This is a genomic window from Providencia sp. PROV210 (assembly GCF_028479445.1).
GTDB lineage: Bacteria > Pseudomonadota > Gammaproteobacteria > Enterobacterales > Enterobacteriaceae > Providencia > Providencia rustigianii.
The window spans coordinates 196,235-220,076 of sequence record NZ_JAMPNQ010000006.1 but is presented as its reverse complement, the minus strand read 5'-3'; the positions used below and the strand labels follow the sequence as shown (position 1 = coordinate 220,076).

The following is a 23,842-nucleotide window of genomic DNA, read 5'->3' as shown; positions in this document are numbered from 1 at the left end:
ATTTTTCATCCAACTTTCCGCCGAATAGATATCTAACCAATTAATAATTAAGGAATAGATTTAAAATATCACAATATTTTTTATGTATTAAATAGTACATAAAAATAACACAAATTAATAATCGGTCATGCTGTATGACACTGAATTGATTTAAAACGAATTAATTAAATAGATAGGTTCTAATGAATTGATATAAAAGATGAATATTGTCAATAGAATTTGCCCTCAACATCACGATGCTAAGGGCAAAAAATCATTACTCAAATAACACGGCAGTGGTTAAACGAGAGGTGCAACAGAGTTGTCCTTTCTCATTAAATATATCGATATTCCATACCTGTTGGCGACGACCAAGGTGGATAGGTTTACAAACCCCTTTTACAACTCCATCTCGTGCTGCACGGACATGGTTTGCATTAATTTCCAACCCGACAACACGTTGATCGCCTTCAGTACATAAATATCCCGCAATCGAGCCTAGAGACTCCGCAAGAACGACCGAAGCACCACCATGCAGTAAACCGAATGGCTGCTTGGTGCGCTGGTCAACGGGCATTGTGCCTTCCAGATAATCATCACCAAACCCAGTAATCTCAATACCTAAATGCCCTAACATGCAGTCTTTAGCCATTGCTGACATTTGTTGCAAATTAAATTGACGCTTCCAAATCATGAAACAATCTCCAGTAGTGCTTGAATTGGATGTTTTATTGTCGTTTTTTCCATACGTTTTACTTGGCTACGACAAGAGTATCCAGAACTTAAGCAACGTTCTAGGGGTAATTTTTCTATTGCCGGCTTCCACGATAGATTATAGATACCTTTTGAGTTTTCGAGATTAACCACTTCATGCCCATAAGTGCCTGCCATTCCACAGCAACCTACACTCACGTTAGTCAATTTTTGTCCGAACCGAGCGAATAATGCAGTCCATTGATTTGCACTATTTGGTAACGCGGTAGATTCTGTACAATGGCCAAACAGATACCAAGGTTGCTCATTGTCAAATTTGCTATCACGATGTTCTGGCAGGCTTATTAGCCATTCATGAGCTAACATCACCGTAAACTGGCACTGTTCTGCGCCTAAAATTTCATGATATTCGTCGCGGTAACACAATACGAGTGCGGGATCGACACCGACCATCGGCAATTGCAGTTTTGCAACTCGATTCAGAAAATCCGTCGTTTTGCGGGCTGTTTTTGCGAAGCGGTTTAAAAAACCTTTAATATGTTGCGCTTTACCATTCGGAGAAAATGGGAGTAATACCGGTTTAAAACCCAATTTTTCGATCAACCGAACAAAATCTACCACAACTTTTGCATCGTAATAGCTCGTAAATGGATCCTGAACCACAAGCACATATTGTTCGCGAGCAGATGCAGGCATTCCTTCTAGCTGCTCAAGCGTGACGGTGGTTGCAGCATGACCGGATAATTCCTGTTTCAACGTGGGTTGAGAAAACAGTGGCAAATCCACCATTCCAATCGTGTGTTCACTTAATTTTTGCACGAGAGGCTGACGAAGGAAAAAGTTAAATATCCCCGGTGCTCTAGACATAAACGGTGCGCTCATTTCAACATTTGCCACAACGTGGTCACGCATTGGACGCAAATAACGGCTGTGATATAACGCTAAAAATTTTGCTCTAAATGATGGCACATCAATTTTAATTGGGCACTGGGTTGAGCAAGCTTTACACGCTAAGCAGCCTGACATTGACTCTTTCACTTCGTGAGAAAAATCGTAGTCACCCTTTTTTGCTCGCCAAGAGTTACGGGTTTTTTCGATCAATCCTCGCAGTGAAGGCGAATCATCTTTTACTCCCCGTTCAATCTGGTCAGGCGTTACCCCCTGCTCAGCTAATAAACGCAACCATTCGCGAACTAACGTTGCTCGTCCTTTAGGGGAATGGATGCGCTGACGAGTTATTTTCATCGATGGGCACATCTGACTTTTCACATCGAAGTTAAAGCATAAGCCATTCCCATTACAGTCCATAGCGCCACGAAACTCTTGGCGTATTTGAAGCGGAATTTGTCGATCAAATGTCCCACGCTTAACGGCATCAACCTGTTTCATTGGCGCATCAAGCCCTTCAGGCGGGCATATTTTCCCAGGATTTAATCGGTTATCAGGATCGAATGCTGCTTTAATTTTACGCAACTCTCCATACAACACATCGCCAAAAAATTCAGGGCTGTACTGTGCTCGGAAGCCTTTACCGTGCTCCCCCCATAATAACCCACCATATTTCGCCGTAAGCACAACAATTTCATCAGAAATTTGCTTCATCAATATTTCTTGTTGTGGGTCACACATATCTAATGCTGGACGAACGTGTAACACCCCCGCATCAACGTGACCAAACATACCGTAGCTCAGTTTATGGTGATCAAGAAGCGCTCTAAATTCTGCAATATAGTCCGCTAAATGTTCAGGTGGAACGCAGGTATCTTCAACAAATGGAATTGGTTTTGCAGCGCCTTTACTATTTCCTAATAATCCCACCGCTTTTTTACGCATATTATAGATACGCGTAATATCTTCGAGGTCATGGCAAATTTGATAGCCAATGATGCCGGCTTGGTTACTGGACATCAATTCATCGATACGTAAGCATAAATGATCCGTGAGCTGATTAATTTCAGCTTCATCATCACCACTAAATTCGACAATATTAAGCCCTAGCATCTCTTTATCAGGGATGTCAGTGATAAGTGATTTGACTGAATGCCAAACAATATCTTCTTTCGCTAGATTAAGAACCTTTGAATCCACCGTTTCTACTGATAGCGCTTTCGCTTGTACCATGAATGGGGCATTACGTAAGGCAGATTCAAAAGAGTCATATTTTACATTCACTAAACGACGTACTTTTGGTATTGGTGTAATATCCAATGTCGCTTCAGTGATAAAAGCTAAGGAGCCCTCAGAGCCTGTTAATATCCGTGTTAGATCAAACTGACTTAGGTCATCATTGAAAACGTGGCGTAAATCATAACCCGTTAAAAATCGATTGAGTTTTGGAAATTTTTCTTCGATTAAAGGGCGTTGCTCTAAACAACGTTCTAAAACAGTTTTATAAATCCGTCCTTCAACAGAATCCTCTGACGCAATCGTTTGGGCGAGTTCGATCGGCATAGCCCGAGTCTCAAGGCAAGCCCCCCCTAAAACCATGGCTTTAACACCCAGCACATGGTCTGAAGTCTTACCATAAACTAATGAGCCTTGCCCCGATGCATCCGTATTGATCATTCCACCTAGCGTCGCACGGTTACTCGTCGACAATTCTGGGGAGAAAAAATAACCATACGGTTTGAGGTATTGGTTTAACTGGTCTTTTATCACACCCGCTTCGACTTTAACCCACCCTTGCTCCAGATTAATGTCTAAAATTCGATTCATATAGCGGGACATATCCACCACAATCCCTTCTGTTAGAGATTGCCCATTCGTGCCCGTACCGCCACCGCGAGGTGTAAAACTCAACTCACGATATTTTTCCTGCCCGGCTACACGCGTGATGATTTGTACATCAGCACTCGAACGCGGAAAAATAACGGCTTGTGGTAATAATTGGTAGATACTGTTATCGGTAGCCATGGACAAGCGTTCGGCATAACTGGTTCCGTTATCACCGGTGAAACCTTGCTCTTGCAATTCATGCAAAAATTGTATGGCTAATTGACTGAGATGTGGTGCTTCAGATATACGCGGGATCATTATTAATCATGACTCTTGTTGTTTAGTATCGCATTTGTCGTTATGTACTATCTTTATTTTAAGTAGCACAATAGGCACAAGGTTTGCTGAACGATGACCTAGCGCCACTGTACTGATAGTACATTTGCGGATGACATTGTCCTTAAAACCATATCACACTATTGTTTTTTTTAACCATGAAAAATAATTACGTTATTTTCACCTGTAAAAGCAGTAAAACCACAGAATTTTCATTTGTTAAGGATTAATCATTAATGGAAAAATCGCAAAAACGCATGGATCTCCCCAAGCTTGTCCTTGGACTGCTCTCCATTATCTTTATGATAGCCACCTGTTTTTGGGTATTAAGTCCATTTATTTTAGGATTTGTATGGGCTGGGATGATGGTTATTGCCACTTGGCCAATTATGTTAAAACTACAAGTTCGACTATGGAATAAGCGTTGGCTCTCATCTGTCGTAATGGTGTTGCTGATTTTCTTACTGTTTGTTATTCCATCAAGTATCCTGATTGGCAGTATCATTCAAAATAGTGCTCCATTAATTGAACTTGCTAAGTCCCCAGCCAATATTACTTTACCCGATTTAGAGTGGCTGAATCAGATCCCTATGGTTGGTGAAAAACTGTATTACGCATGGCATAGCCTAGTTGCTAGTGGTGGTAATGCACTGTTAGCTAAGGTTCAACCTTACATTGGTCAAGCCGCAGGTTGGTTTGCTACCCAAGCCATTAGTGCTAGCCGTTTTCTCTTCCATTTGATGCTGATGCTACTGTTCAGCGGTCTGCTTTATTATAAAGGTGAACTCGTCACTTTAGGCATTCGCCATTTTGCAGTTCGTTTAGCAGGGATCCGTGGTGATGCTGCGGTCGTGCTTGCAGCGCAATCCATCCGCGCAGTGGCACTCGGAGTTGTAGTGACTGCATTAGTACAAGCCATTGTTGGTGGTATTGGCTTAGCGCTTTCGGGGATTAGCTATGCCGCCATCCTAACGGTACTCATCTTTATCTGCTGCGTGGCACAGATTGGACCATTACTCGTCATGATACCGTCTGTTCTGTGGCTATTTTGGACGGGAGATACCACATGGGCCATTATCCTTGGTGTGTGGGCAGCAATCGTAGCGACCATGGATGGCGTACTGCGCCCTTGGTTGATTAAGATGGGTGCAGATCTTCCAATGGTACTGATTTTAATTGGGGTTATTGGTGGTATCCTATCATTCGGAATGATTGGCTTATTTATTGGTCCGGTTGTACTCGCCGTTTCTTACAGTTTGTTGAAGGCATGGATGAATGAAGTTGCACCACCGAGTGAAAGTTTAGATGAGACTGAAAAGTTTCTTGAAGAAGAGTTTTTAATGAAAAAGTAAATTTCACTTAATTACAAAAAAGCATGCTCTATTTTGAGCATGCTTTTCTATTCTTTCATTCTCATTAATATTTAGAAACAATATTTAACACTCTTACGTTAGTTTTTATTCTTAATTATGTTAATATTCTTTTCGTCGAATGAATTATCATTTAGGAACAATAAGTAATATTTTATTAAGAGAGTTCTTAATGATTAACGTATAATAATAGTTTATTATAATCTTGTTACTATATCTTCGATAATGAATATCTAGCTATGTTTTTATATTACTAAACGTAGCTTACTCAATGAATTGCTGTGTGTAGTCTTTGCCTGTCAGCCCATGATAGGCTTTTTTTTTATCTAAACCTCAGCGCCTCTCCGTGACTTATATTATATTCTCAAATTACACTTTATACGTGATTACACATAATTAGGGTATTATCTGATTAATAAAGTTATCATTATATTTTTAATATTAATTCCGACACTAATAATGAGACGATAGTTTTATTTTGATGAAATAATAGTTAGCTTTTATGAATTATTACTTAATTCAAACCTATTACGTGTTTATTCCAATTTATGTAATAGGCTAAATCTATATATAAAAAAGGCCGGTAAATTATAATTATTTACCGGCCTTCCATGATAAGTTAATTAAAATATAATTATTAACTTATTGATTTTCAGCGATTGTTAGCCATGTTTGAACAACAGTATCCGGGTTCAATGATAAGCTATCAATCCCTTCATCCACCAACCATTGTGCAAAATCTTGATGGTCTGAAGGACCTTGACCACAAATGCCTACATATTTGTTCTGACGTTTAGCGGCTTTGATTGCCATCGACAACATTGCCTTAACGGCATCATTACGCTCATCAAACAGCTCAGATACCACGCCCGAGTCTCTATCGAGACCAAGAGTTAACTGAGTCATATCATTCGAACCAATAGAGAAGCCATCAAAGTGCTCAAGGAACTGGTCTGCAAGTAACGCATTCGATGGGATTTCACACATCATAATGAGTTTGAGACCATTTTCGCCACGTTTCAAATCATGCTTAGCTAATTCAGCAACCACAGACTCGGCTTGTGCAACGGTACGTACGAATGGGATCATCACTTCAACGTTAGTTAGACCCATAGTATTACGAACACGTTTAACTGCTTCACACTCTAATGCAAAGCATGCACGGAAACTATCTGACACATAGCGTCCTGCGCCGCGGAAGCCCAACATAGGGTTTTCTTCTTTGGGCTCATACACATCACCCCCAACGAGATTCGCATACTCGTTAGATTTAAAGTCAGATAAACGGACAATCACGCGTTTTGGCCAGAATGCAGCCGCTAACGTCGAAATACCTTCAGTCAGTTTACTAATATAGAACTCAACAGGGTCATCATACCCCGCCATCATGCTACGAATTTCGCTCTGTAATTCAGGTGATTGTGCATCAAACTCTAATAATGCTCTTGGATGAACACCGATCATACGGTTGATAATGAATTCTAATCGGGCTAAGCCAACACCTTCATTTGGTAAACAAGCAAAGTCGAATGCACGGTCAGGGTTGCCCACGTTCATCATGATTTTTACATTCAGGTCCGGCATATTGTCGACTTCAGAGCTATGGATTTCAAACTCTAATTTACCGTCGTACACAAACCCTGTATCCCCTTCAGAACATGAAATGGTTACTTCCTGACCTTCTTTCAGGCGTTCAGTCGCATCACCACAACCAACCACAGCAGGAATCCCCAACTCACGAGCAATAATTGCCGCGTGGCAAGTACGTCCACCACGGTTAGTCACGATTGCAGCGGCTTTTTTCATGATCGGTTCCCAATCAGGATCCGTCATGTCCGTCACTAATACATCACCAGGTTGAATTCTATCCATCTCACTTAAGTTATGGATAACTTTCACACTTCCTGCACCAATACGATGACCAATAGCACGTCCTTCAACTAAAACCTGCCCTTGATTTTTCAGTTGATAGCGTTCCATAACCTGCTGATTTGAACGAACGGTTTCCGGTCGAGCTTGAACAATATATAGACGACCATTATGTCCATCTTTTGCCCACTCGATGTCCATTGGACGACCATAGTGTTTTTCAATTTGCAGAGCCTGACGAGATAACTCTTCTACTTCATGATCAGTCAAAGAGAAACGATTGCGTAGTGCTTCTGGTACATCTTCAATCTTAACTTGTTTACCGTGCTCTTTACTGTCGGCATACACCATTTGTAATTTTTTAGAGCCTAAAGTACGACGAACAATTGCAGGCTTATTATTTTGTAATGTTGGCTTATGTACGTAGAACTCGTCAGGATTGACAGCGCCTTGTACAACCATCTCACCAAGACCATAAGCAGAGGTAATAAAGACAACTTGATCGAAACCAGATTCAGTATCGATAGTAAACATAACGCCCGAGGACGCCAGATCAGAACGTACCATTCTTTGCACACCAGCAGAGAGGGCTACCCCACGATGGTCATAACCTTGGTGTACACGATAAGATATAGCACGATCATTAAACAGCGACGCAAATACGTGTTTAATTGCAACCAGTACAGCATCAATCCCTTGCACGTTGAGGAATGTCTCTTGTTGCCCTGCAAATGAAGCGTCAGGCATATCCTCAGCAGTGGCAGATGAGCGAACAGCGAATGAAGCGTCAGCTTCACCTTCAGACAACGTAAGAAAGGCCTCACGGATATCCTGTTCTAGCTCTTTCGTCAGTGGGGTCTCAATCACCCATTGACGGATCTGAGCACCGGCAATCGCCAGTTGATTCACATCATCAATATCCGTTTCATCTAGCAGGTTATAAATACGTTGGTTTACACCACTCTGCTCCAGAAAATTATTAAACGCCTGTGCGGTTGTCGCAAAACCGTTTGGTACGGATACACCAAGATCGGATAAGTTGGTAATCATTTCACCGAGAGAGGCATTTTTACCGCCTACACGGTCAACATCATTCATCCCTAATTGGTTATACCAAAGTACATTACACGGAGTAAGGCCATTTGTGGACATTGAAAGCGATCCTTCTATAGCAATTTAGTGACAGACAACAAATCGTAAAAAATCTCGTTGGCGAAAATTCGCCTCGCGAATAGACTAGCACAGACGTTATGGGAAGATGGACTGGTGAATCGTTCCATCATTGAATAAAAAATTTTTGTTCTAAAAATTGTTCAAATTATGTCTATACTTCCCCGCATAAACTATTTTTTAAACTTTAATCGATTACAATATTTCAACAATCTGGCAATAAATACGATAAAAAGAAATCATTTATGAGCGAGCTAAATCCAATGAATAAGAGTGTCAACCAAGCCCAGCGAACTGTTTTTTTTATTTCTGATGGCACGGCAATAACCGCTGAAACGTTAGGGCATGCCGTATTGTCTCAATTTCCTTTATCTTTTATTTCTTATACTTTACCGTTTGTAACCACTGAGGCTCGCGCATTAGAAATCAAACAAAAAATTGACGTAATTTATACCGAAACTCAGATGCGTCCGCTGGTGTTCTATTCAATTATATCCCCACAAGTTAGAGAGATAATTACCCAAAGCTCAGGATTCTGTCAGGATATTGTGCAAAGTTTAGTCGCACCAATCCAACGTGAAGTCGGTTTAGAGCCTGAACCAAAGTTGAATCGTACCCATGGCTTATCTATGCAGAATATGAATCAGTATGATGCCCGTATTGCAGCGATTGAATACACCTTAGCTCATGATGATGGTATTTCATTGCGTAACCTAGAGCAGGCTCAAGTGATTTTAATCGGTGTCTCTCGCTGTGGAAAAACACCCACCAGCTTATATTTAGCCATGCAATTTGGCATTCAAGCCGCAAATTATCCATTCACAGCCGATGATATGGATAATTTACAGTTACCCATAGCTCTACGTCCTTATACCCATAAGTTATTTGGATTGACAATCAGCCCTGAGCGATTAGCTGCAATCCGAGAAGAACGTCGAGAAAATAGCCGATATGCCTCTTTACGCCAGTGTCGTATCGAGATTTCAGAAGTTGAAGCTTTGTTTAGACAGAATAAAATCAATTACTTAAATACCACAAACTACTCTGTTGAAGAAATTTCGGCAAAAGTGATTGATACGATGGGGCTACAACGTCGTATTTTTTAGCAGAATAAAATATAAAAAATTATTCATTCAACCCTGATTGAAGGTTGAATTTGAGCCACTTTCGTTTATTGTGACTTTAGTCACTAATATGGCTCAGCCTATTAAAGTTTTGAGAAACGAAATGCATAAAACAGATGAGTTACGCACTCAGCGAGTGGACAGCCTAATTACGCCACAAACGCTCGCAGAGGAATTCCCTATTTCACAAGAGATTGCTGAAAACGTGACAGCGTCACGTAAGAGAATTGAAAATATTTTATCGGGTCAAGACCCTCGCTTGTTAGTTATCGTGGGCCCATGCTCAATTCATGATATCGACGCTGCAATTGAGTATGCAAATAAACTCAACCAGTTACGTCAAAAATATCAAGACCGACTAGAAATCGTCATGCGGACTTATTTTGAGAAGCCGCGAACGGTTGTCGGCTGGAAAGGACTCATCTCCGATCCCCATCTTGATAACTCGTGCCAAGTCAATACAGGGATACGACTCGCTCGTAAGTTACTAATTGAGGTTAACCAATTAGGACTGGCAACGGCTACCGAATTTCTCGATATGGTAACAGGGCAATATATTGCTGACCTTATCAGTTGGGGAGCTATCGGCGCGCGCACGACAGAAAGCCAAATTCATCGCGAAATGGCATCAGCCCTATCCTGCCCTGTTGGGTTCAAGAATGGTACTGATGGTAATATCAATATTGCGATTGATGCAATCCGTGCAGCAAAAGCCCAACATATGTTTTTATCACCAGATAAAACTGGGCAAATGACGATTTATCAAACTAGCGGGAACCCACATGGTCATGTGATCATGCGTGGAGGCAAAAAGCCAAACTATACAGCAGAATATATTCAAGAAGCCTGCGATAAATTGCATAAATTTGGATTAGCTGAACATTTAGTGGTCGATTTTAGTCATGGAAATTGTCAAAAAATCCACCGCCGTCAGTTAGATGTAGCCAAAGATATTGCAAAGCAAATTGAACAGGGTTCAACGGTTATTAGCGGTGTGATGGCAGAAAGTTTCCTACTGGAAGGGAACCAACAAATTAAAGAAAACCAGCCTTTGGTTTACGGTCAATCAATTACTGATCCTTGTCTTGGATGGGAAGATACTGAACAATTGATTGAAATCCTTGCTAACGCTGTCAATTCACGTTTTAAATAAACTCGTTCATAGGGTCACTTTAGCTTAATTTTAAAGCTAAAGTGGCTTCAAGCAGTTACCCCGCGAATATATCACCAACAATCAATTCACCATTAAAAATAATTAGCTATTAATTCTTTTATATTATTTATTTTTAGCTAGAAATTACTTGATCTCCCTTAGTTTCAATTGATAATGATTCTCGTTTTTAACCGCAAGCCACCCAGCGATACATTTAACTATCTAGGCAGCCAGCATCATACATATCAATCAGGAAAGGATTTCCTAATGGCGTTTACACCGACATCTGCATCAAGAGCAGATTATTCATACAATAAAAAATTCTCTTTATCGACTTTAACCCTCGCAATTTCTATCACCGGATTTAGCGCGAATATTCATGCAACACAAGATGTCATGCATGTCACATCTCCCCCACTCAATAACGAAAAATTGGCTGTCGCTGAGCAAGTTGAAATAATTGATGCAACTGCACCAGAACATCAAACCGCAAGCTCTGCGCTGAGTTTACTCAAGGGGCAATCCGGTGTTTTTGTGACTGGAATGGGCAGTACTTACGGTGAAGGGGTTCAAATGCGCGGTTATGATTCGCGCGGTGTTAAAGTGACCATCGACAATATCACACAGGATTTTAACTCTGGTTTGTTTGATGCAACGTTCATAGACCCCTCATTAGTCAGTAAAGTCTATGTTCATAAAGGTGCATCTTCCGTCCAACATGGTAGCGGTGCCCTTGCTGGCGTTGTTTCATTAAAAACATTGAATGCGGCTGATGTGCTAGCTTCTGGGAAAAATTTAGGTGGGCGAGTATTTAGTGGCATTAATCGTAATGACCATAGTTATTACGCAGGCGCAACATTACTGGGGAGAACAGATACCTTTGATAGTCTATTCAGTTACAGCCAGCGTAAAAAATTTTTCACCGCCTCTCCTGATTCCGTAAATTTCGATAACCATGAAAAAATTCACAATTGGATGTTAAAAACTTCTTGGCTGGCTAACCCAGCTTATCAAGTTGGATTACAACTACGCGAGTATCGCAATGATGGTACTAGCCTAAAACAACCTACAACCATTGATACCAAGAAAGTGATGTATGCGAATACACCTCATCAGCGTCAGAGTCATCAACGTGATGTGCTAATAAACCAACGTTTTACATCACAGAATAAATTTAACTGGCAAGCAGAATGGGATCTGTATTATACCGATTTATATTTGAGCCAATTAGATTTAGTTAAAGCCATCAAAAAACCTAACGAGTATGGTGAGGAGTCTCGTAACCAATACACTTATGGAACAAAATTTTCCAACAGTTTTACTGTTCCAGTATCCAGTTGGGCATATAATTATATGCAAAGTGGTTTTGAACACTATCAACAGAAACAAACGCCTAATCAATATGCGATTAGCTATCCTCCAACTGAACTGTCCAATACGTCAGGCTGGCTAATCAGTGACCTGACCCTACAGCATTTACCTATCACCTTATCTGCGGGAACACGCTTTACCCAATATCAAGTGAATCGAGAAGGTTTCGATAAAAGTCAGCATACTAACTGGTCCTCTCGCTTTGCTGTGAACGCAACACCAACTTCATGGTTAAGTCTCCACTCATCTTATGCGGAGGGCTTCCGTGCACCACGAATGGCTGAGCTATATAATGATTCTCAACATTTTAAAATACCCATCTACGGAATATCAGTTTTCAGACCATCCCCTGATCTAAAACCAGAAACCAATCAGACCATAGAAGCCGGATTTAAGCTGAGTTTTGATGATTTTGTTGTAGCAAATGATTTCATTCAAATTGGCAGTACCTACTTTACGACCAAAGCTGATAACTATATTGCTACCCATGCGGTATATAAAAAGGCCGTGGGACGAGATTTTATGTGGACATGGCTCCCAAAAGAGGTTTATTACATCAATGTTCCATCAGCCACCATCACTGGGTTTGATAGCTTTATTAAATATCAATCCCAATGGTTTGAACTCAGCCTCAATCATAACGTCACAGTCGCTAAAGAAGATGTTGAAAATTACTCACTCTCTTCGATCCGACCAGAAACTTTAACGACACATTTCAAAACTCCTATCGCAAGTACAGGCGTCAATATCGGATGGATTGGTGAGTTTTCAGCAAAAACTCAATTTACGGGAGATAGTACATACAAGCTAAAAGACCATAAATTTGATGAAAACCTAGATCGCCATCGTAGAGAGATTATTCAATACGCTGGTTATGGAGTTCATGATTTCTATGTGAATTATCATGCCGATCAATTCGTTAAGGGATTGAATACCACCCTTACGATGAAAAATGCTTTCGACCGCCAATATGTTTCTTCACTCGGTGTCCCACAAGAGGGTCGTAATTTTTATTGGCATGTTAACTATAACTGGTAACCAATTAGCAAATAATAATTAGAATGGTAGGCTCCTTTTTTACACAATTACCTGTAATCAATGAGCCTGCCATCACAATTTAAACAATAATAAGCCCGTGAACTCTCTACCATTATGCGATTTCTAAAGCTGATGAGCCTATAATTCAATTCAGCTCGGGATTTCCTGTTAATTGTTATTACTTGGTGACAAATAAGCCACTAATTAGCACAAATAAAATATCAATAGTTTACTTGGTTAATAAAATCGAACAGCTCAAACAATAATTTTGAACAAATAAAAAAACCGTCTAATACTCCAGCCAAGAAAAACAAAACAAACAAATTAATTCATTGAATACAAAGAATAATAAACATGCATCTATGTATGTTTAACTCTACGGAATTTGACAAAATCTATCGTAACAATAGTTATTCTCATTCAAAAAAAGCACGATTAGCCTATCGATATATCGGAAAAAAAGGAAGAATAGACCATAATTTCATGAGTTATTATTAGTTATTAATGAACAATAGCCTACGGTTGTAGGAGGTAAATATGTCAGAAAGCGTAGTCAACGAAATTATTAGATGGCTAGAAAGCCAATTGCAACGTAATGAAGGCATCAAAATCGATACCATTGCGGATAAAAGTGGATATTCAAAATGGCATTTACAGCGAGTCTTCAAAGAACTTAAAGGCTGTACTCTTGGTGAATATGTTCGTAAACGCCGCTTGCTAGAAGCCGCAAAATCGTTACGTGAAGGTAACTTACCGATCCTCGACATTGCCTTGCAATATGGTTTTAGCTCTCAGGCGACATTTACTCGCATATTTAAAAAGCATTTTGACACTACACCAGCGAAATTTCGCCAAGCAGGTGAATTACCTGAGTGTAAAACGTTCATGACCTGTAATTGCCATCACTAAGTAAAAATTAGATTTTCGTTGCACCCTCAAACAACCATTCAAACGAAATCTATCTTTGAGCCGATAAATAATCGGCTCTTTTTTTAGCTCAATTCAGAAATCAACCAATTTTCTAAATCAGCAAATTGTGCGGATAAATGAGGCCATTGTTCGTTCATTTTTATCACTAAATGGCGAATTGTTTCGGTCTGGTAATGCAGCCCCACTAACTGATTACTCAGCCATTCTAATGGTGAAGGATCAAGACTATCCGTGAAAAACTGACAACGTGTAATGGTGCCTTTCTCAATATCAAAGTGAAACTCAATACCGCCCCAAGGAAAACGGGTATCAGCTAAATGACTAAATGCTGGAGCTTGTCCAAAGTTCCATTCCCAGCTACTTTGTTTAGCAAATGTTGCTTCAAAATTCGGTAAATCGGGGAGTTTTTCTGGAGAAATGTATTCAGGCTCAACCGTTTCACCATAGTAACTGAAGAAGCTATCTATTATCCCAGCACAGACGGTATTATGATTAATATCGGGTACTAATTCATTCAGATTAGCGACTCGCGAACGAACTGATGTAATCCCTTTTGCTTGAAGTTTTTTCGGATCTGGATTGAGATAATTAGCAAGGCGACTCAAATCTGTACTGATCAGTAATGTACCATGATGGAAACCGCGATCTTTCGTTTCACGATATGCTGAACCAGATATTTTTCTTGGCCCATTGGGTGTATTCAGCACCAAGTCATTACGCCCAGAAACCTCTGCAGAAATTCCCACTTTGGCTAGCCCATCGACAATTATTTGGGTTGATATGGTTTTATCATATTCCGGTTTGCCCGCCATAAAGGTAAAGCAGGTATTGCCTAAATCTTGGAAAACCGCACCCCCACCGCTGCTACGACGCGCTAATCGAACATTGTCTTGCTCCATTTTTCGAGTATTACACTCTTTCCACGGATTTTGAGCCCGTCCAATGACCACCGTATCTGCATTGCGCCATAAAAACATAACACGTTGATCCGCTGACATTTGACGAAAAATAGTCTCTTCTACCGCTAAATTAAACCACGGGTCGAAGGATTCTGAGATAAATAAACGTAATGTAGACATTGGACTATCCTAAAAACAAAACTTGCCCCTAAGATAGCATAATCATTGAGAAATTCATGGGGTAAGGTTCTAAATTAGATACGCCGAGCCTGCCAAAACACTTTTCGCCAATAAACGTTATCCATCGAAGAACGGATAACGCCTTTACTAGTAGATGCATGAATAAAAGTATTATCGGTATCATAAATACCAACATGCAAGCCATTCTCTCCAGAGCCTGTTTTGAAAAAGACTAAATCGCCGGGCATTAAATCTGATTTATCGATACGAGTCCCAAGACGAGTCTGATCAACCGTTGTCCGAGGAACTTCAATTGCAAAACGATCACTGAAAGTACGATAGACAAAGCCGGAACAATCCACCCCATTTTGACTCATACCACCATAATGATACGGCGTGCCATACCATTGACTTAACTGGTCTTTGAGCTGGGCAATCGTCATGATGGGATCTGACAATTGAGTTTTCATCGGCGGCGCTGAGGTTTGCTTAACTGATGATGAGCACCCGATTAACACCAAACAAAATAGCAATGGTAAGTATTTTAGATTCATTATCATAACGTGCCCTACAAGCTATCCACGAACTATCACCTAAAGCGATATAATAATATGTAATGAATATAATTTACAACGCATGAAAAATAAACAGCGAACACTAATTGATTGATGCTATTTCGCTTTTTTCGTTAATGGCTTAGTTGGGCGGCTAATCATCCACACACCAAATAGAATGAAAGCAATTCCCGCCGCTTTTATCCACGTCGCAGGTTCATTAAACCATGGAAGTAAAACGGCAAGTACGTAAACAAAAACATAGCTCAAACTAATTAACGGATATGCTTTATTTAATGGGATGTATTTTAATGCGAATAGCCAGCATAACATAGATAAGGCGTAGCACACTAAACCAATGAAAATAATACCTAGGCTTAGAACATTGTCAGTTAACCATTCTAGCTGTAACCAGTGCCATCCTAGGGAAAATGAGGGCAATTCAACTACCCCCATTTTTAAACTTAATTGCGCAACAGTCACTAACAGTGCGCTACCCAATACCCATAAGTAGCCTTTATTCATATACTTATACTCATCAACAAAATACCAAACATGATTGCCGCAACCCCAAGCCAATGATTTAAGCCTGTTTTCTCATGATAAACAAACTGACCAATCAGAGTAACGAGCACAAAATTGATACTTAACATTGGGTAAGCAATGCTAAGAGGCATGCTTTCTAGCAATTTTAACCAGAATAACATTCCTAAGCCTAGCATGAAGAGTGCCAGCATCAGCCAACGAATGGCAGATGCTGTTTTGTTGATTTTTTCTCCCTGCCAAGTCACTACGGCCTGTTTCTGAGCAATTTGCCCCAAACAAGTCAGCAAGCTAACAAGAAGTAATAATAATAATTGCGCTATCATTGTTTATGGTAAACCACTATCGCCATACGCGAGTTTTGGATCACTTCATCAGGTTTTGGAATATCAGGTAACCCTTCTTTACGGCCTAACAAGAATACAACTGTAACCTGCCCTTCTTTACGTGCTTTTTCTAGCCATGTTGCAAACTGATCTGGTTTGACTAAACGATGGGAGCTATCTGGATATTCCAACCCGTAAGTCAGCTCACCACTACTGTTATAGAGGTAAATATCAGAGTTTTTAGTTTCCCAAGCGAGTCCCGCAGCAACACCGACATTACTTGCCATGAGATAGTGACTATTCATCAATAAATCGTGGTTTTGGTGAATAAAGTTCTGTGGTAGTTTTGAATCAATCGTATTATTTGGTAATGCGCTTCCAATACATAAGCTCACCGCCAATGAACAAGATGCTGCCCATAGCCAATATTTAGCATTTAATACAGTACAGAGATAACCAATAATCGCCCAGATAGAAAAAGCGACAACACCGAGTACCATTTTCGACCATTCATCTGGCTCATACAGAGGTTTTTTGATCACGCTACTGATGATAATCACTGCAATAACAGCAGCAATACCGAACACTATATTAATAATTCCATTAGCTTTTAGCGCTTTCATGGTGCCATTTCGCACACAGTCCACACCATATTTCGCCATCAATAATGCAAGTGGTGCCATAAATGGCAACATATAGGTTGGTAATTTACCGCGAGAAATACTGAAAAAAATCACTGGAACGATAAACCAACATAATAAGAAAAACATATCTGGGCTTGATTTTCGCTCCTTCCATCCTTTAATCAATGCCCCAGGAAGTAAACCTGTCCATGGAATAGCACCCAATAAAATAATCGGAATATAGTACCAAAACGGCTCAAGATGCTGCGCGTCATCGGCAGTAAACCGTTTAATATGCTCAACCCAAAAGAAGTAATTCCAATAATCAGGCTCTTGTTTAGCAATGGCTAAAGCCCACGGTAAGCTAATAATCACCGCAGTGAGTATGGCCAAAGGGCCATATTTGAGCATTTCAAGAAAGCGTTTTTGGTAAATCGTAATTGGTAACATGACAATAACAGGGATGGCTAATGCTAAGAACCCTTTCGTCATAAAGGCCATTCCGCAGGCTAAGCCAAGCGCCCCCCATGCGGCGAGTTTCGTCTTGACCTCTCGGGCTTTCATTGCCCATAAACAACAGAACATACTTGCCGCTATCCATAGTGATAGCATGGGGTCAAGAACACTATAGGTTCCTACCGCAAAAACTAAAAACATGGAGATATAAATAAAGCTTGCCACATAAGCAACATGACTATTACGCCACATCATTTTTGCCATGCGGTAAACCAGCAGTGTGCTTAATAAAATACAAAAAACGGAACCAAAACGAACAGCAAAGTTTGTATCACCAAAAATCATTTGGCTAATATTATTGATCCAATAACCTGCTACTGGCTTTTCAAAATAGCGTGTATCCAACATGTAAGGAACAATCCAATCCCCACGCTGTAACATTTCACGGCTAATTTCTGCGTAACGTGTTTCATCCGGTTGCCAAAGTAAACGGCTATTCAACGGCAACAAATACGTTAGGATAAAAAAAAGAGCCAGCAGAGAGGCTCCTACTTTGCTCGCTCGATTATTCAACATGGGATGTTTATTCCTCTTCTTGGCAGCCCAGCCAACCTTCTCTTCCTGGGAATGGTGCTCGAACCACTCTCCCCTTAGGAAGTGTATTGATGTCTTCAGGCAACAATTCACTTAATGTACAGAATTGGATTTCTTCTTGCTTAATTCGTTCCAATAATTGTGAAAATTGTTGTGACTTTGACATTCCTTCAACTTCCGTATGGATAGTATACACAGGAACACCGCGGTCGCTCTTAATTGCTTGAAGAATAAAATCATTAAACTGTTCATCAGTCACGACAGTACCCACTACTTCATCATAAGTAGGTAATGTGACTGGAATTTGAACCGTTCCTAAAGAACCATCACGTAAAACAGGTCTGAATGGATATTTGCCACGACAGTCACTGTTATAATCGAAATTAAATCTTTGCTTAACGTCTAATACGCGTTCATCACCCCGCCAACCGGCTACCGCAGAGCACGTCACGCGCTGACCGGTCGCTTGTTGCAATGCATCGACACCCAATTTCACTTGTTCGGTGAGTTGAGCCTCGCTCCATTTAGCGACTTTTGCTTGCCATCCCTGATGATCCCATGCATGCAGCCCAACCTCGTGTCCTGCATCCAAAGTTTGTTTCATCAAGTAGCCTAAATCTTTGGCTATTTTTTTACCTGGCCATGCTGTCCCCGCCAGTAAAATATCTAACCCATATAATGATGCTGCATTCGACCGTAGCATTTTCCACAGAAATTTAGGACGCAAAAGGCGCCATAAATGGCGCCCCATATTATCGGGTCCTACACTGAAGAAAAAGCTGGCTCGAATATCATGCTCCTTGAGCACTTTAAGTAACTGAGGAACACCTTTCAGGGTACCCTGATAAGTGTCCACATCGATTCTCAAGCCAACTTTTTTCATTATTCTTCGCTTTCCAGCTCTTCCACAGCACCCTGTAAGAAGAAGTCTAATGTCTCATCAATGGTATCTTTCATATCGATAGTCGGCACCCAGTTAAGTAAACGACGCGCGTTCTCAACACTTGGTTTACGATGTTCAACGTCTTGATAACCTTGACCATAGTAACTTGCACTTTCGATTTCACGGAAACCAGCAAATGGAGGGAACTTCCCACGAGCTGGATGTTTTTCAAAGCTTTCCAGTAACATTTCCGCTAATTGACGAATACTCGCTTCGTTAGTTGGGTTACCAATGTTGATGATTTGGCCATCACATTTACCATCTTTGTTTTCGATGATACGGAACAGTGCTTCAATACCATCTTTGATATCAGTGAAACAACGTTTCTGAGCGCCACCATCAACTAACTTGATTGGTGAACCTTCAACTAAGTTCAGAATCAGCTGAGTGATTGCACGAGAACTACCAATACGTGCAGAATTCAAGCTGTCTAAACGTGGTCCCATCCAGTTAAATGGACGGAATAAGGTAAATTTCAGACCTTCTTTCGCGCCGTATGCCCAGATAACTCGGTCAAGTAACTGTTTAGAAACAGAGTAGATCCAACGCTGCTTGCTGATTGGACCAACAATCAGGCGAGATTCATCTTCATCAAACTCTTTATCATCACACATACCATAAACTTCTGAAGTAGAAGGGAAAATGATACGCTTGTTGTATTTCACACAGTAGCGAACAATTTTCAAGTTTTCTTCAAAGTCTAATTCAAATACACGCAGTGGGTTACGGGTATATTCGATTGGTGTCGCAATAGCGACTAATGGCAGGATGACATCACATTTTTTAATGTGATATTCAATCCACTCAGTGTGGATACTGACGTCACCTTCAATAAAGTGGAAACGTGGGTTACCAATGAAACGCTCAATTGCAGATGAACCGATATCCATACCATAGATATCATAGTTATCATCTTGTAATAAGCGCTCAGTTAAGTGGTTACCGATAAAACCATTTACACCTAAAATCAGAACACGCTTACGGCGTTTGACTTGTGTTGTTGGTTTAATACCAACATGCATGTCAGCCATAATGCCCATTTCATTAGCCAGACGATTACCTTGCATGTAAAGACCAGTTTCGCTCTGACCACTCACAATCTCAAGTGCGCCTTTTCCACAAGCAATACGCAGAGGATCACTAGATAATACGGTTCCAGCTGCTTTACCGTTGTTGTCATCTAATACGCGAGCTCGCCAAATCACCATCTTACGCGCGCCCAAGTATGTAAACGCACCTGGATATGGTTCTGTCACTGCACGAATTAAGCAATTGATTTCTGTCGCACTACGGCTCCAGTCAATTTGGCCATCATCCGCATTACGGCGACCAAAGTAGCTTGCTTGACTCTCATCTTGAGCAACGGCTTTATAAGTACCCGCTTCAATTAACGGTAGAGTTTTATCCAACAGAACTTCAGCGGCCTCACGCACTTTAGCGTGCAGGGTTAATGCTGTATCCGTGTCTGAGATAGCAACTTTCTCTTGTGCAACAATGTCACCAGCATCAGCTTTAGCAACCATTTTATGCAGTGTCACACCCGTTTCACTCTCACCATTCAGTAACGCCCAATTGATTGGTGCACGACCACGGTATTTAGGTAGTAAAGAACCATGTAGGTTAAAAGCACCTTTTGGTGCTAATGCCAGCAGCTCTTCACTTAACATATCACGATAATAGAAAGAGAAAATCACGTCAGGTTTCATCTCACGAATACGTTCAATCCACAGTGGGTGGTTAACGTTTTCTGGAGCGAAAACAGGAAGTTCCATGTCTGCACTTACACGAGCTACAGAAGAGTAAAAGTGGTTTTCATTTGGATCGTCAGTGTGAGTAAATACTGCCTGAATATCAAAACCCGCTTTTTCCAGCGCTTTTATCCCTACACAGCCAATATCATGATAGGCAAAAACAATAGCTTTCATTAGTTTTCTTCCTGATTTTTGTCGGTTTTAAGATCTGCTCCGACGACTTTTTGAATAAAATAACGAGGTCTCGCGCGCACATCATTGTAGATCCTACCAATGTATTCGCCCAACAAACCCATAGCAACAAACTGTGCGCCGATAAAGATAAAGAGTATCGCAAACAGTGTGAATACGCCGTCAGCTGCCCAGTCAGAGCCGAACAGTAAACGTAAAACAATTAATAACACGGCGAGAACAAAACCACCCGCAGCGATAACACTACCCACGACACTTAACAATCGCAGAGGTGCGGTTGTTAAGCATGTTAATAGGTCATACATTAAATTAATCAGCTTCATAAAGCTGTATTTAGAATCACCAAACTCGCGTTCAGCATGCGCTACATCAATTTCAATAGTTCGACGCGCAAAAGTATTTGCTAAAATTGGAATAAACGTACTTCTTTCGTGGCACTGAAGCATCGCTTCAATAATATGTCGACGATAAGCACGTAACATACATCCATAATCACCCATAGAACGCCCAGTGGCTTTAGTGATCATTGCATTAATCATTTTAGATGCAGTTTTTCGGAACCAAGAGTCTTGACGATTTGCACGACGAGTTCCAACAACATCATAGCCTTGGGAAGCTGTTTGTACCAAACGAGGAATTTCTTCCGGTGGGTTTTGTAAATCCGCATCTAACGTAATGATTAAGTCGCCATCAGCTTGATTGAAGCCTGCCATAATCGCCGAGTGTTGACCATAATTACGGTTTAAAATAATAGCAATAATATGGTTTTCAGGATTTTCGGCCGCTTCCACCAACATTTTTGCAGAACGGTCACTACTCCCATCATCAACTAAAATCAATTCATAAGATTGAGTCAGTTGTTTACAGGATTTAATCGTACGCTCTAACAGTTGAGGTAAACTTTGCTCTTCGTTATAAACAGGGATTACGATAGAGACTTTTTTAATCTCTTCAAATTCATCAGCTAATGACACTATTTTGACTCCAAAAGGACTGTATTAATCGCAGCAACTACCCGGTCAACATCAGCATCAATCATATCTGGGAATAAAGGCAGCGAACACAGTGTCGCACTATTCCATGTTGATTCTGGTAATGACAACTCAGGGTATTTTTCACGGTAATATTTTTGCGTATGAGCTGCACGGAAATGCAACCCCGTACCAATATTATGCTCTTTTAGTCTCTCCATAAACTCATCGCGAGTAATTCCACATACAGATTCATCAACACGTACCATAAACAGGTGATTCGCATGTAAATGTGAATATTTTGGCACCGACAGCATTTGTAATGGAGAGTCTTTCAGTAATTCACGGTAACGCGCCGTCAACTCAGCTCGACGTTGATTTAACGCCTCAACACGAGATAATTGTACAACTGCAATAGCCGCATGAATATCTGATAGGTTGTATTTAAAACCGGGTTCAACTACCTCAGCCTGAGGTTTACGACCTTGCATTTGACGGTCAAACGCATCAACACCTAAACCATGGAATTTCAATGTGCGAACACGTTGTGCCAGTGCGTCGTCATTTGTTGCAACAAGACCGCCTTCAGCACAGGTGACGTTTTTAATCGCATGGAATGAAAAAATGGCAGTACCATTCTCACCAATCCATTCATTTTTATAGCGTGTACCTACCGCATGAGCAGCGTCTTCAATGAGAACAACATTCGCCTTTTGAGCAATTGCACGTAGGGCATCTAAATCACAAGGTGCACCTGCATAATGCACAGGAATGATCGCTTTAGTTTTTGATGTTAGTGCTTGTTCTACGGTTTCAGGTTGGATCATCAATGTATCGCGATCAACATCAATCATCACTGGTGTTGCGCCAAGCAACTCAATCATATTGATGGTTGATACCCATGTTTGAGATGGGGTAATAACTTCATCACCAGGCCCAATTCCCAAAGCCATCAGTACCACATGCATACCCGCTGTCGCTGATGAAAGCGCAATAGCATGTTTACAACCATAGCGCTTGCAAAAATCTTCTTCTAGTTGATGATTCTGTGGGCCTGTCGTTATCCAGCCTGAACGCAAAACATTTTCTACTGCCTTAACCTCTTCATCACCGATTGCAGGTTTTGAAAATGGAAGGAAATTGCTCATATTGTTTGTAGCCTAGTTTCATTATGAATAGAATATTCTAGCTAAAATTACTTTAACCGAACCTCAACACCAGTCATCATTACAACGATAAATCAATTAAAAACGGGCAATTGGAACACATTTTGTTAATTATCGAAATCAATAATTTGCCATACTCTATGCGAGGAGTTATGGATGAGTTGAATATCAGCCATAAAAATATCGGATAGATTTATATCAGTCATGATCTCATCAGGTTTGCCTGTATAAATTAACGTTCCTTTTTTAATCATCCATATTTGACTTGCATTTTTATATGAGTGACTAAGATTATGTCCACTCATTATAACTGTTCCTGAGCAATCACAAAAATATTTCACCCATTTATCTAGTATTCCTTGATGAATAATATCTAAATTGTTTATTGGCTCATCAAAAAAGATTATTTTTCCACTTAGTACATGGCTATCCCATACTTGTAAAAACATAGCAACGATACGAACACGTTGCCATTCACCACCCGATAATTGGTTTATAGACTTAGCTAAAAGGGGAAGCAACTGAAAATCTCGACATAGCACATCAAATATAGACCGATTCACGTCGCAATTAGATGTGAATAGCCCTAAGTATTGAAATACTTTCAAACTTGGTAATATTCCCATTTGCTGGGTCAAATAGGCTCTTTGCTTGCCAAGCTCTTGGGCTGAATAATTTTTTAGATTAATATGATTAAGGTATATGTTTCCTGTATAAGATTCACAGCCACTTAATGCCGCTAATAACGTACTTTTCCCTGCACCATTCGCACCTAATAAATGAATTTGTTCACCAGCAGAAACTTGCTGCGTGACCTGATGAAGTCGGCCAGAGACGGATAAATTAGTTATATCCAGAATAATCTTTTTATTCAT

General features: G+C 40.5%; 18 protein-coding genes. 5 read left to right on the top strand and 13 right to left on the bottom strand.

All coding sequences use genetic code 11. The features are described from left to right. Positions 1 to 256: 256 nt before the first annotated feature. Both menI and ydiJ read right to left on the bottom strand, forming a co-directional pair. Positions 257 to 673, bottom strand: a complete 417-nt coding sequence (menI, locus tag PR761_RS06345; protein ID WP_006813266.1) for a 1,4-dihydroxy-2-naphthoyl-CoA hydrolase — start codon at positions 671 to 673, stop codon at positions 257 to 259. Further along, positions 670 to 3,726, bottom strand: a complete 3,057-nt coding sequence (gene ydiJ / locus PR761_RS06340) for a D-2-hydroxyglutarate dehydrogenase YdiJ (protein ID WP_154611046.1) — start codon at positions 3,724 to 3,726, stop codon at positions 670 to 672. Before ydiJ ends, menI begins: the two co-directional genes overlap by 4 nt. A 254-nt stretch (positions 3,727 to 3,980) precedes the next feature. Between ydiJ and ydiK the strand changes: the two genes are divergently transcribed. Further along, positions 3,981 to 5,096: an AI-2E family transporter YdiK gene (gene ydiK / locus PR761_RS06335; RefSeq protein ID WP_006813268.1), complete on the top strand. Its 1,116-nt coding sequence runs from the start codon at positions 3,981 to 3,983 to the stop codon at positions 5,094 to 5,096. Between the two features lie 660 nt (positions 5,097 to 5,756). On the opposite strand, the gene ppsA is transcribed toward ydiK, so the two are convergent. After that, complete coding sequence (gene ppsA / locus PR761_RS06330; RefSeq protein WP_006813269.1) at positions 5,757 to 8,135, bottom strand: phosphoenolpyruvate synthase; 2,379 nt, start codon at positions 8,133 to 8,135, stop codon at positions 5,757 to 5,759. A 281-nt stretch (positions 8,136 to 8,416) separates the two neighbouring features. Between ppsA and ppsR the strand changes: the two genes are divergently transcribed. The 4 genes from ppsR (at position 8,417) to PR761_RS06310 (ending at position 13,748) form a co-directional block, all read left to right on the top strand. Further along, the gene (gene ppsR / locus PR761_RS06325) at positions 8,417 to 9,259 is read left to right on the top strand and encodes a posphoenolpyruvate synthetase regulatory kinase/phosphorylase PpsR (RefSeq protein ID WP_172459986.1); all 843 of its coding nucleotides are present in this window, start codon (positions 8,417 to 8,419) and stop codon (positions 9,257 to 9,259) included. A 121-nt stretch (positions 9,260 to 9,380) separates the two neighbouring features. Beyond that, positions 9,381 to 10,430 carry a 3-deoxy-7-phosphoheptulonate synthase gene (locus PR761_RS06320; protein WP_039854409.1) on the top strand — a complete coding sequence of 350 codons (1,050 nt, stop codon included), beginning with the start codon at positions 9,381 to 9,383 and terminating at the stop codon, positions 10,428 to 10,430. Between the two features lie 267 nt (positions 10,431 to 10,697). Next, a complete protein-coding gene (locus tag PR761_RS06315; protein WP_154611045.1) occupies positions 10,698 to 12,839 on the top strand; it encodes a TonB-dependent receptor domain-containing protein in 2,142 nt (713 codons plus the stop codon). A gap of 537 nt (positions 12,840 to 13,376) precedes the next feature. Next, positions 13,377 to 13,748 (top strand): helix-turn-helix domain-containing protein, encoded by a 372-nt coding sequence (locus PR761_RS06310; RefSeq protein ID WP_006813273.1) that lies wholly within the window; start codon positions 13,377 to 13,379, stop codon positions 13,746 to 13,748. 83 nt (positions 13,749 to 13,831) lie between these two features. Here PR761_RS06310 and PR761_RS06305 read toward each other — a convergent pair whose 3' ends face one another. The 10 genes from PR761_RS06305 to PR761_RS06260 form a co-directional block, all read right to left on the bottom strand. Continuing rightward, positions 13,832 to 14,848, bottom strand: coding sequence for a lipoate--protein ligase (locus tag PR761_RS06305; RefSeq protein WP_006813274.1), 1,017 nt, complete (start codon positions 14,846 to 14,848; stop codon positions 13,832 to 13,834). 74 nt (positions 14,849 to 14,922) lie between these two features. Then, entirely contained in the window at positions 14,923 to 15,408 is a 486-nt protein-coding gene (locus tag PR761_RS06300; RefSeq protein ID WP_039854176.1) for a C40 family peptidase, read from the bottom strand. A 111-nt stretch (positions 15,409 to 15,519) separates the two neighbouring features. Beyond that, a complete protein-coding gene (gene arnF / locus PR761_RS06295; RefSeq protein ID WP_006813276.1) occupies positions 15,520 to 15,927 on the bottom strand; it encodes a 4-amino-4-deoxy-L-arabinose-phosphoundecaprenol flippase subunit ArnF in 408 nt (135 codons plus the stop codon). Then, on the bottom strand, positions 15,924 to 16,271 hold the full coding sequence (gene arnE / locus PR761_RS06290) for a 4-amino-4-deoxy-L-arabinose-phosphoundecaprenol flippase subunit ArnE (protein ID WP_006813277.1): 348 nt from the start codon (positions 16,269 to 16,271) through the stop codon (positions 15,924 to 15,926). Before arnE ends, arnF begins: the two co-directional genes overlap by 4 nt. Beyond that, entirely contained in the window at positions 16,268 to 17,926 is a 1,659-nt protein-coding gene (gene arnT, locus PR761_RS06285; RefSeq protein WP_006813278.1) for a lipid IV(A) 4-amino-4-deoxy-L-arabinosyltransferase, read from the bottom strand. Before arnT ends, arnE begins: the two co-directional genes overlap by 4 nt. A 7-nt stretch (positions 17,927 to 17,933) precedes the next feature. After that, entirely contained in the window at positions 17,934 to 18,827 is an 894-nt protein-coding gene (arnD, locus tag PR761_RS06280; RefSeq protein WP_006813279.1) for a 4-deoxy-4-formamido-L-arabinose-phosphoundecaprenol deformylase, read from the bottom strand. Beyond that, the gene (gene arnA, locus PR761_RS06275) at positions 18,827 to 20,812 is read right to left on the bottom strand and encodes a bifunctional UDP-4-amino-4-deoxy-L-arabinose formyltransferase/UDP-glucuronic acid oxidase ArnA (protein ID WP_006813280.1); all 1,986 of its coding nucleotides are present in this window, start codon (positions 20,810 to 20,812) and stop codon (positions 18,827 to 18,829) included. Before arnA ends, arnD begins: the two co-directional genes overlap by 1 nt. Further along, positions 20,812 to 21,804, bottom strand: a complete 993-nt coding sequence (gene arnC, locus PR761_RS06270; protein WP_112836618.1) for an undecaprenyl-phosphate 4-deoxy-4-formamido-L-arabinose transferase — start codon at positions 21,802 to 21,804, stop codon at positions 20,812 to 20,814. The genes arnA and arnC overlap by 1 nt, the downstream gene beginning before the upstream one ends. Beyond that, entirely contained in the window at positions 21,804 to 22,949 is a 1,146-nt protein-coding gene (gene arnB / locus PR761_RS06265; RefSeq protein ID WP_112836609.1) for a UDP-4-amino-4-deoxy-L-arabinose aminotransferase, read from the bottom strand. Before arnB ends, arnC begins: the two co-directional genes overlap by 1 nt. Positions 22,950 to 23,074: 125 nt before the next feature. Beyond that, positions 23,075 to 23,842: a vitamin B12 ABC transporter ATP-binding protein BtuD gene (locus PR761_RS06260; protein ID WP_112836607.1), complete on the bottom strand. Its 768-nt coding sequence runs from the start codon at positions 23,840 to 23,842 to the stop codon at positions 23,075 to 23,077.

Bases quoted from the DNA above. Each gene is read 5' to 3' on its own strand.
- ydiJ (WP_154611046.1), bottom strand. From the start codon at position 3,726: ATGATCCCGCGTATATCTGAAGCACCACATCTCAGTCAATTAGCCATA.
- arnA (WP_006813280.1), bottom strand. From the start codon at position 20,812: ATGAAAGCTATTGTTTTTGCCTATCATGATATTGGCTGTGTAGGGATA.
- ppsA (WP_006813269.1), bottom strand. From the start codon at position 8,135: ATGTCCACAAATGGCCTTACTCCGTGTAATGTACTTTGGTATAACCAA.
- ydiK (WP_006813268.1), top strand. From the start codon at position 3,981: ATGGAAAAATCGCAAAAACGCATGGATCTCCCCAAGCTTGTCCTTGGA.
- PR761_RS06300 (WP_039854176.1), bottom strand. From the start codon at position 15,408: ATGATAATGAATCTAAAATACTTACCATTGCTATTTTGTTTGGTGTTA.
- arnB (WP_112836609.1), bottom strand. From the start codon at position 22,949: ATGAGCAATTTCCTTCCATTTTCAAAACCTGCAATCGGTGATGAAGAG.
- PR761_RS06320 (WP_039854409.1), top strand. From the start codon at position 9,381: ATGCATAAAACAGATGAGTTACGCACTCAGCGAGTGGACAGCCTAATT.
- arnT (WP_006813278.1), bottom strand. From the start codon at position 17,926: ATGTTGAATAATCGAGCGAGCAAAGTAGGAGCCTCTCTGCTGGCTCTT.
- arnF (WP_006813276.1), bottom strand. From the start codon at position 15,927: ATGAATAAAGGCTACTTATGGGTATTGGGTAGCGCACTGTTAGTGACT.
- menI (WP_006813266.1), bottom strand. From the start codon at position 673: ATGATTTGGAAGCGTCAATTTAATTTGCAACAAATGTCAGCAATGGCT.
- PR761_RS06315 (WP_154611045.1), top strand. From the start codon at position 10,698: ATGGCGTTTACACCGACATCTGCATCAAGAGCAGATTATTCATACAAT.
- arnE (WP_006813277.1), bottom strand. From the start codon at position 16,271: ATGATAGCGCAATTATTATTATTACTTCTTGTTAGCTTGCTGACTTGT.
- ppsR (WP_172459986.1), top strand. From the start codon at position 8,417: ATGAATAAGAGTGTCAACCAAGCCCAGCGAACTGTTTTTTTTATTTCT.
- PR761_RS06260 (WP_112836607.1), bottom strand. From the start codon at position 23,842: ATGAATAAAAAGATTATTCTGGATATAACTAATTTATCCGTCTCTGGC.
- PR761_RS06305 (WP_006813274.1), bottom strand. From the start codon at position 14,848: ATGTCTACATTACGTTTATTTATCTCAGAATCCTTCGACCCGTGGTTT.
- arnD (WP_006813279.1), bottom strand. From the start codon at position 18,827: ATGAAAAAAGTTGGCTTGAGAATCGATGTGGACACTTATCAGGGTACC.
- PR761_RS06310 (WP_006813273.1), top strand. From the start codon at position 13,377: ATGTCAGAAAGCGTAGTCAACGAAATTATTAGATGGCTAGAAAGCCAA.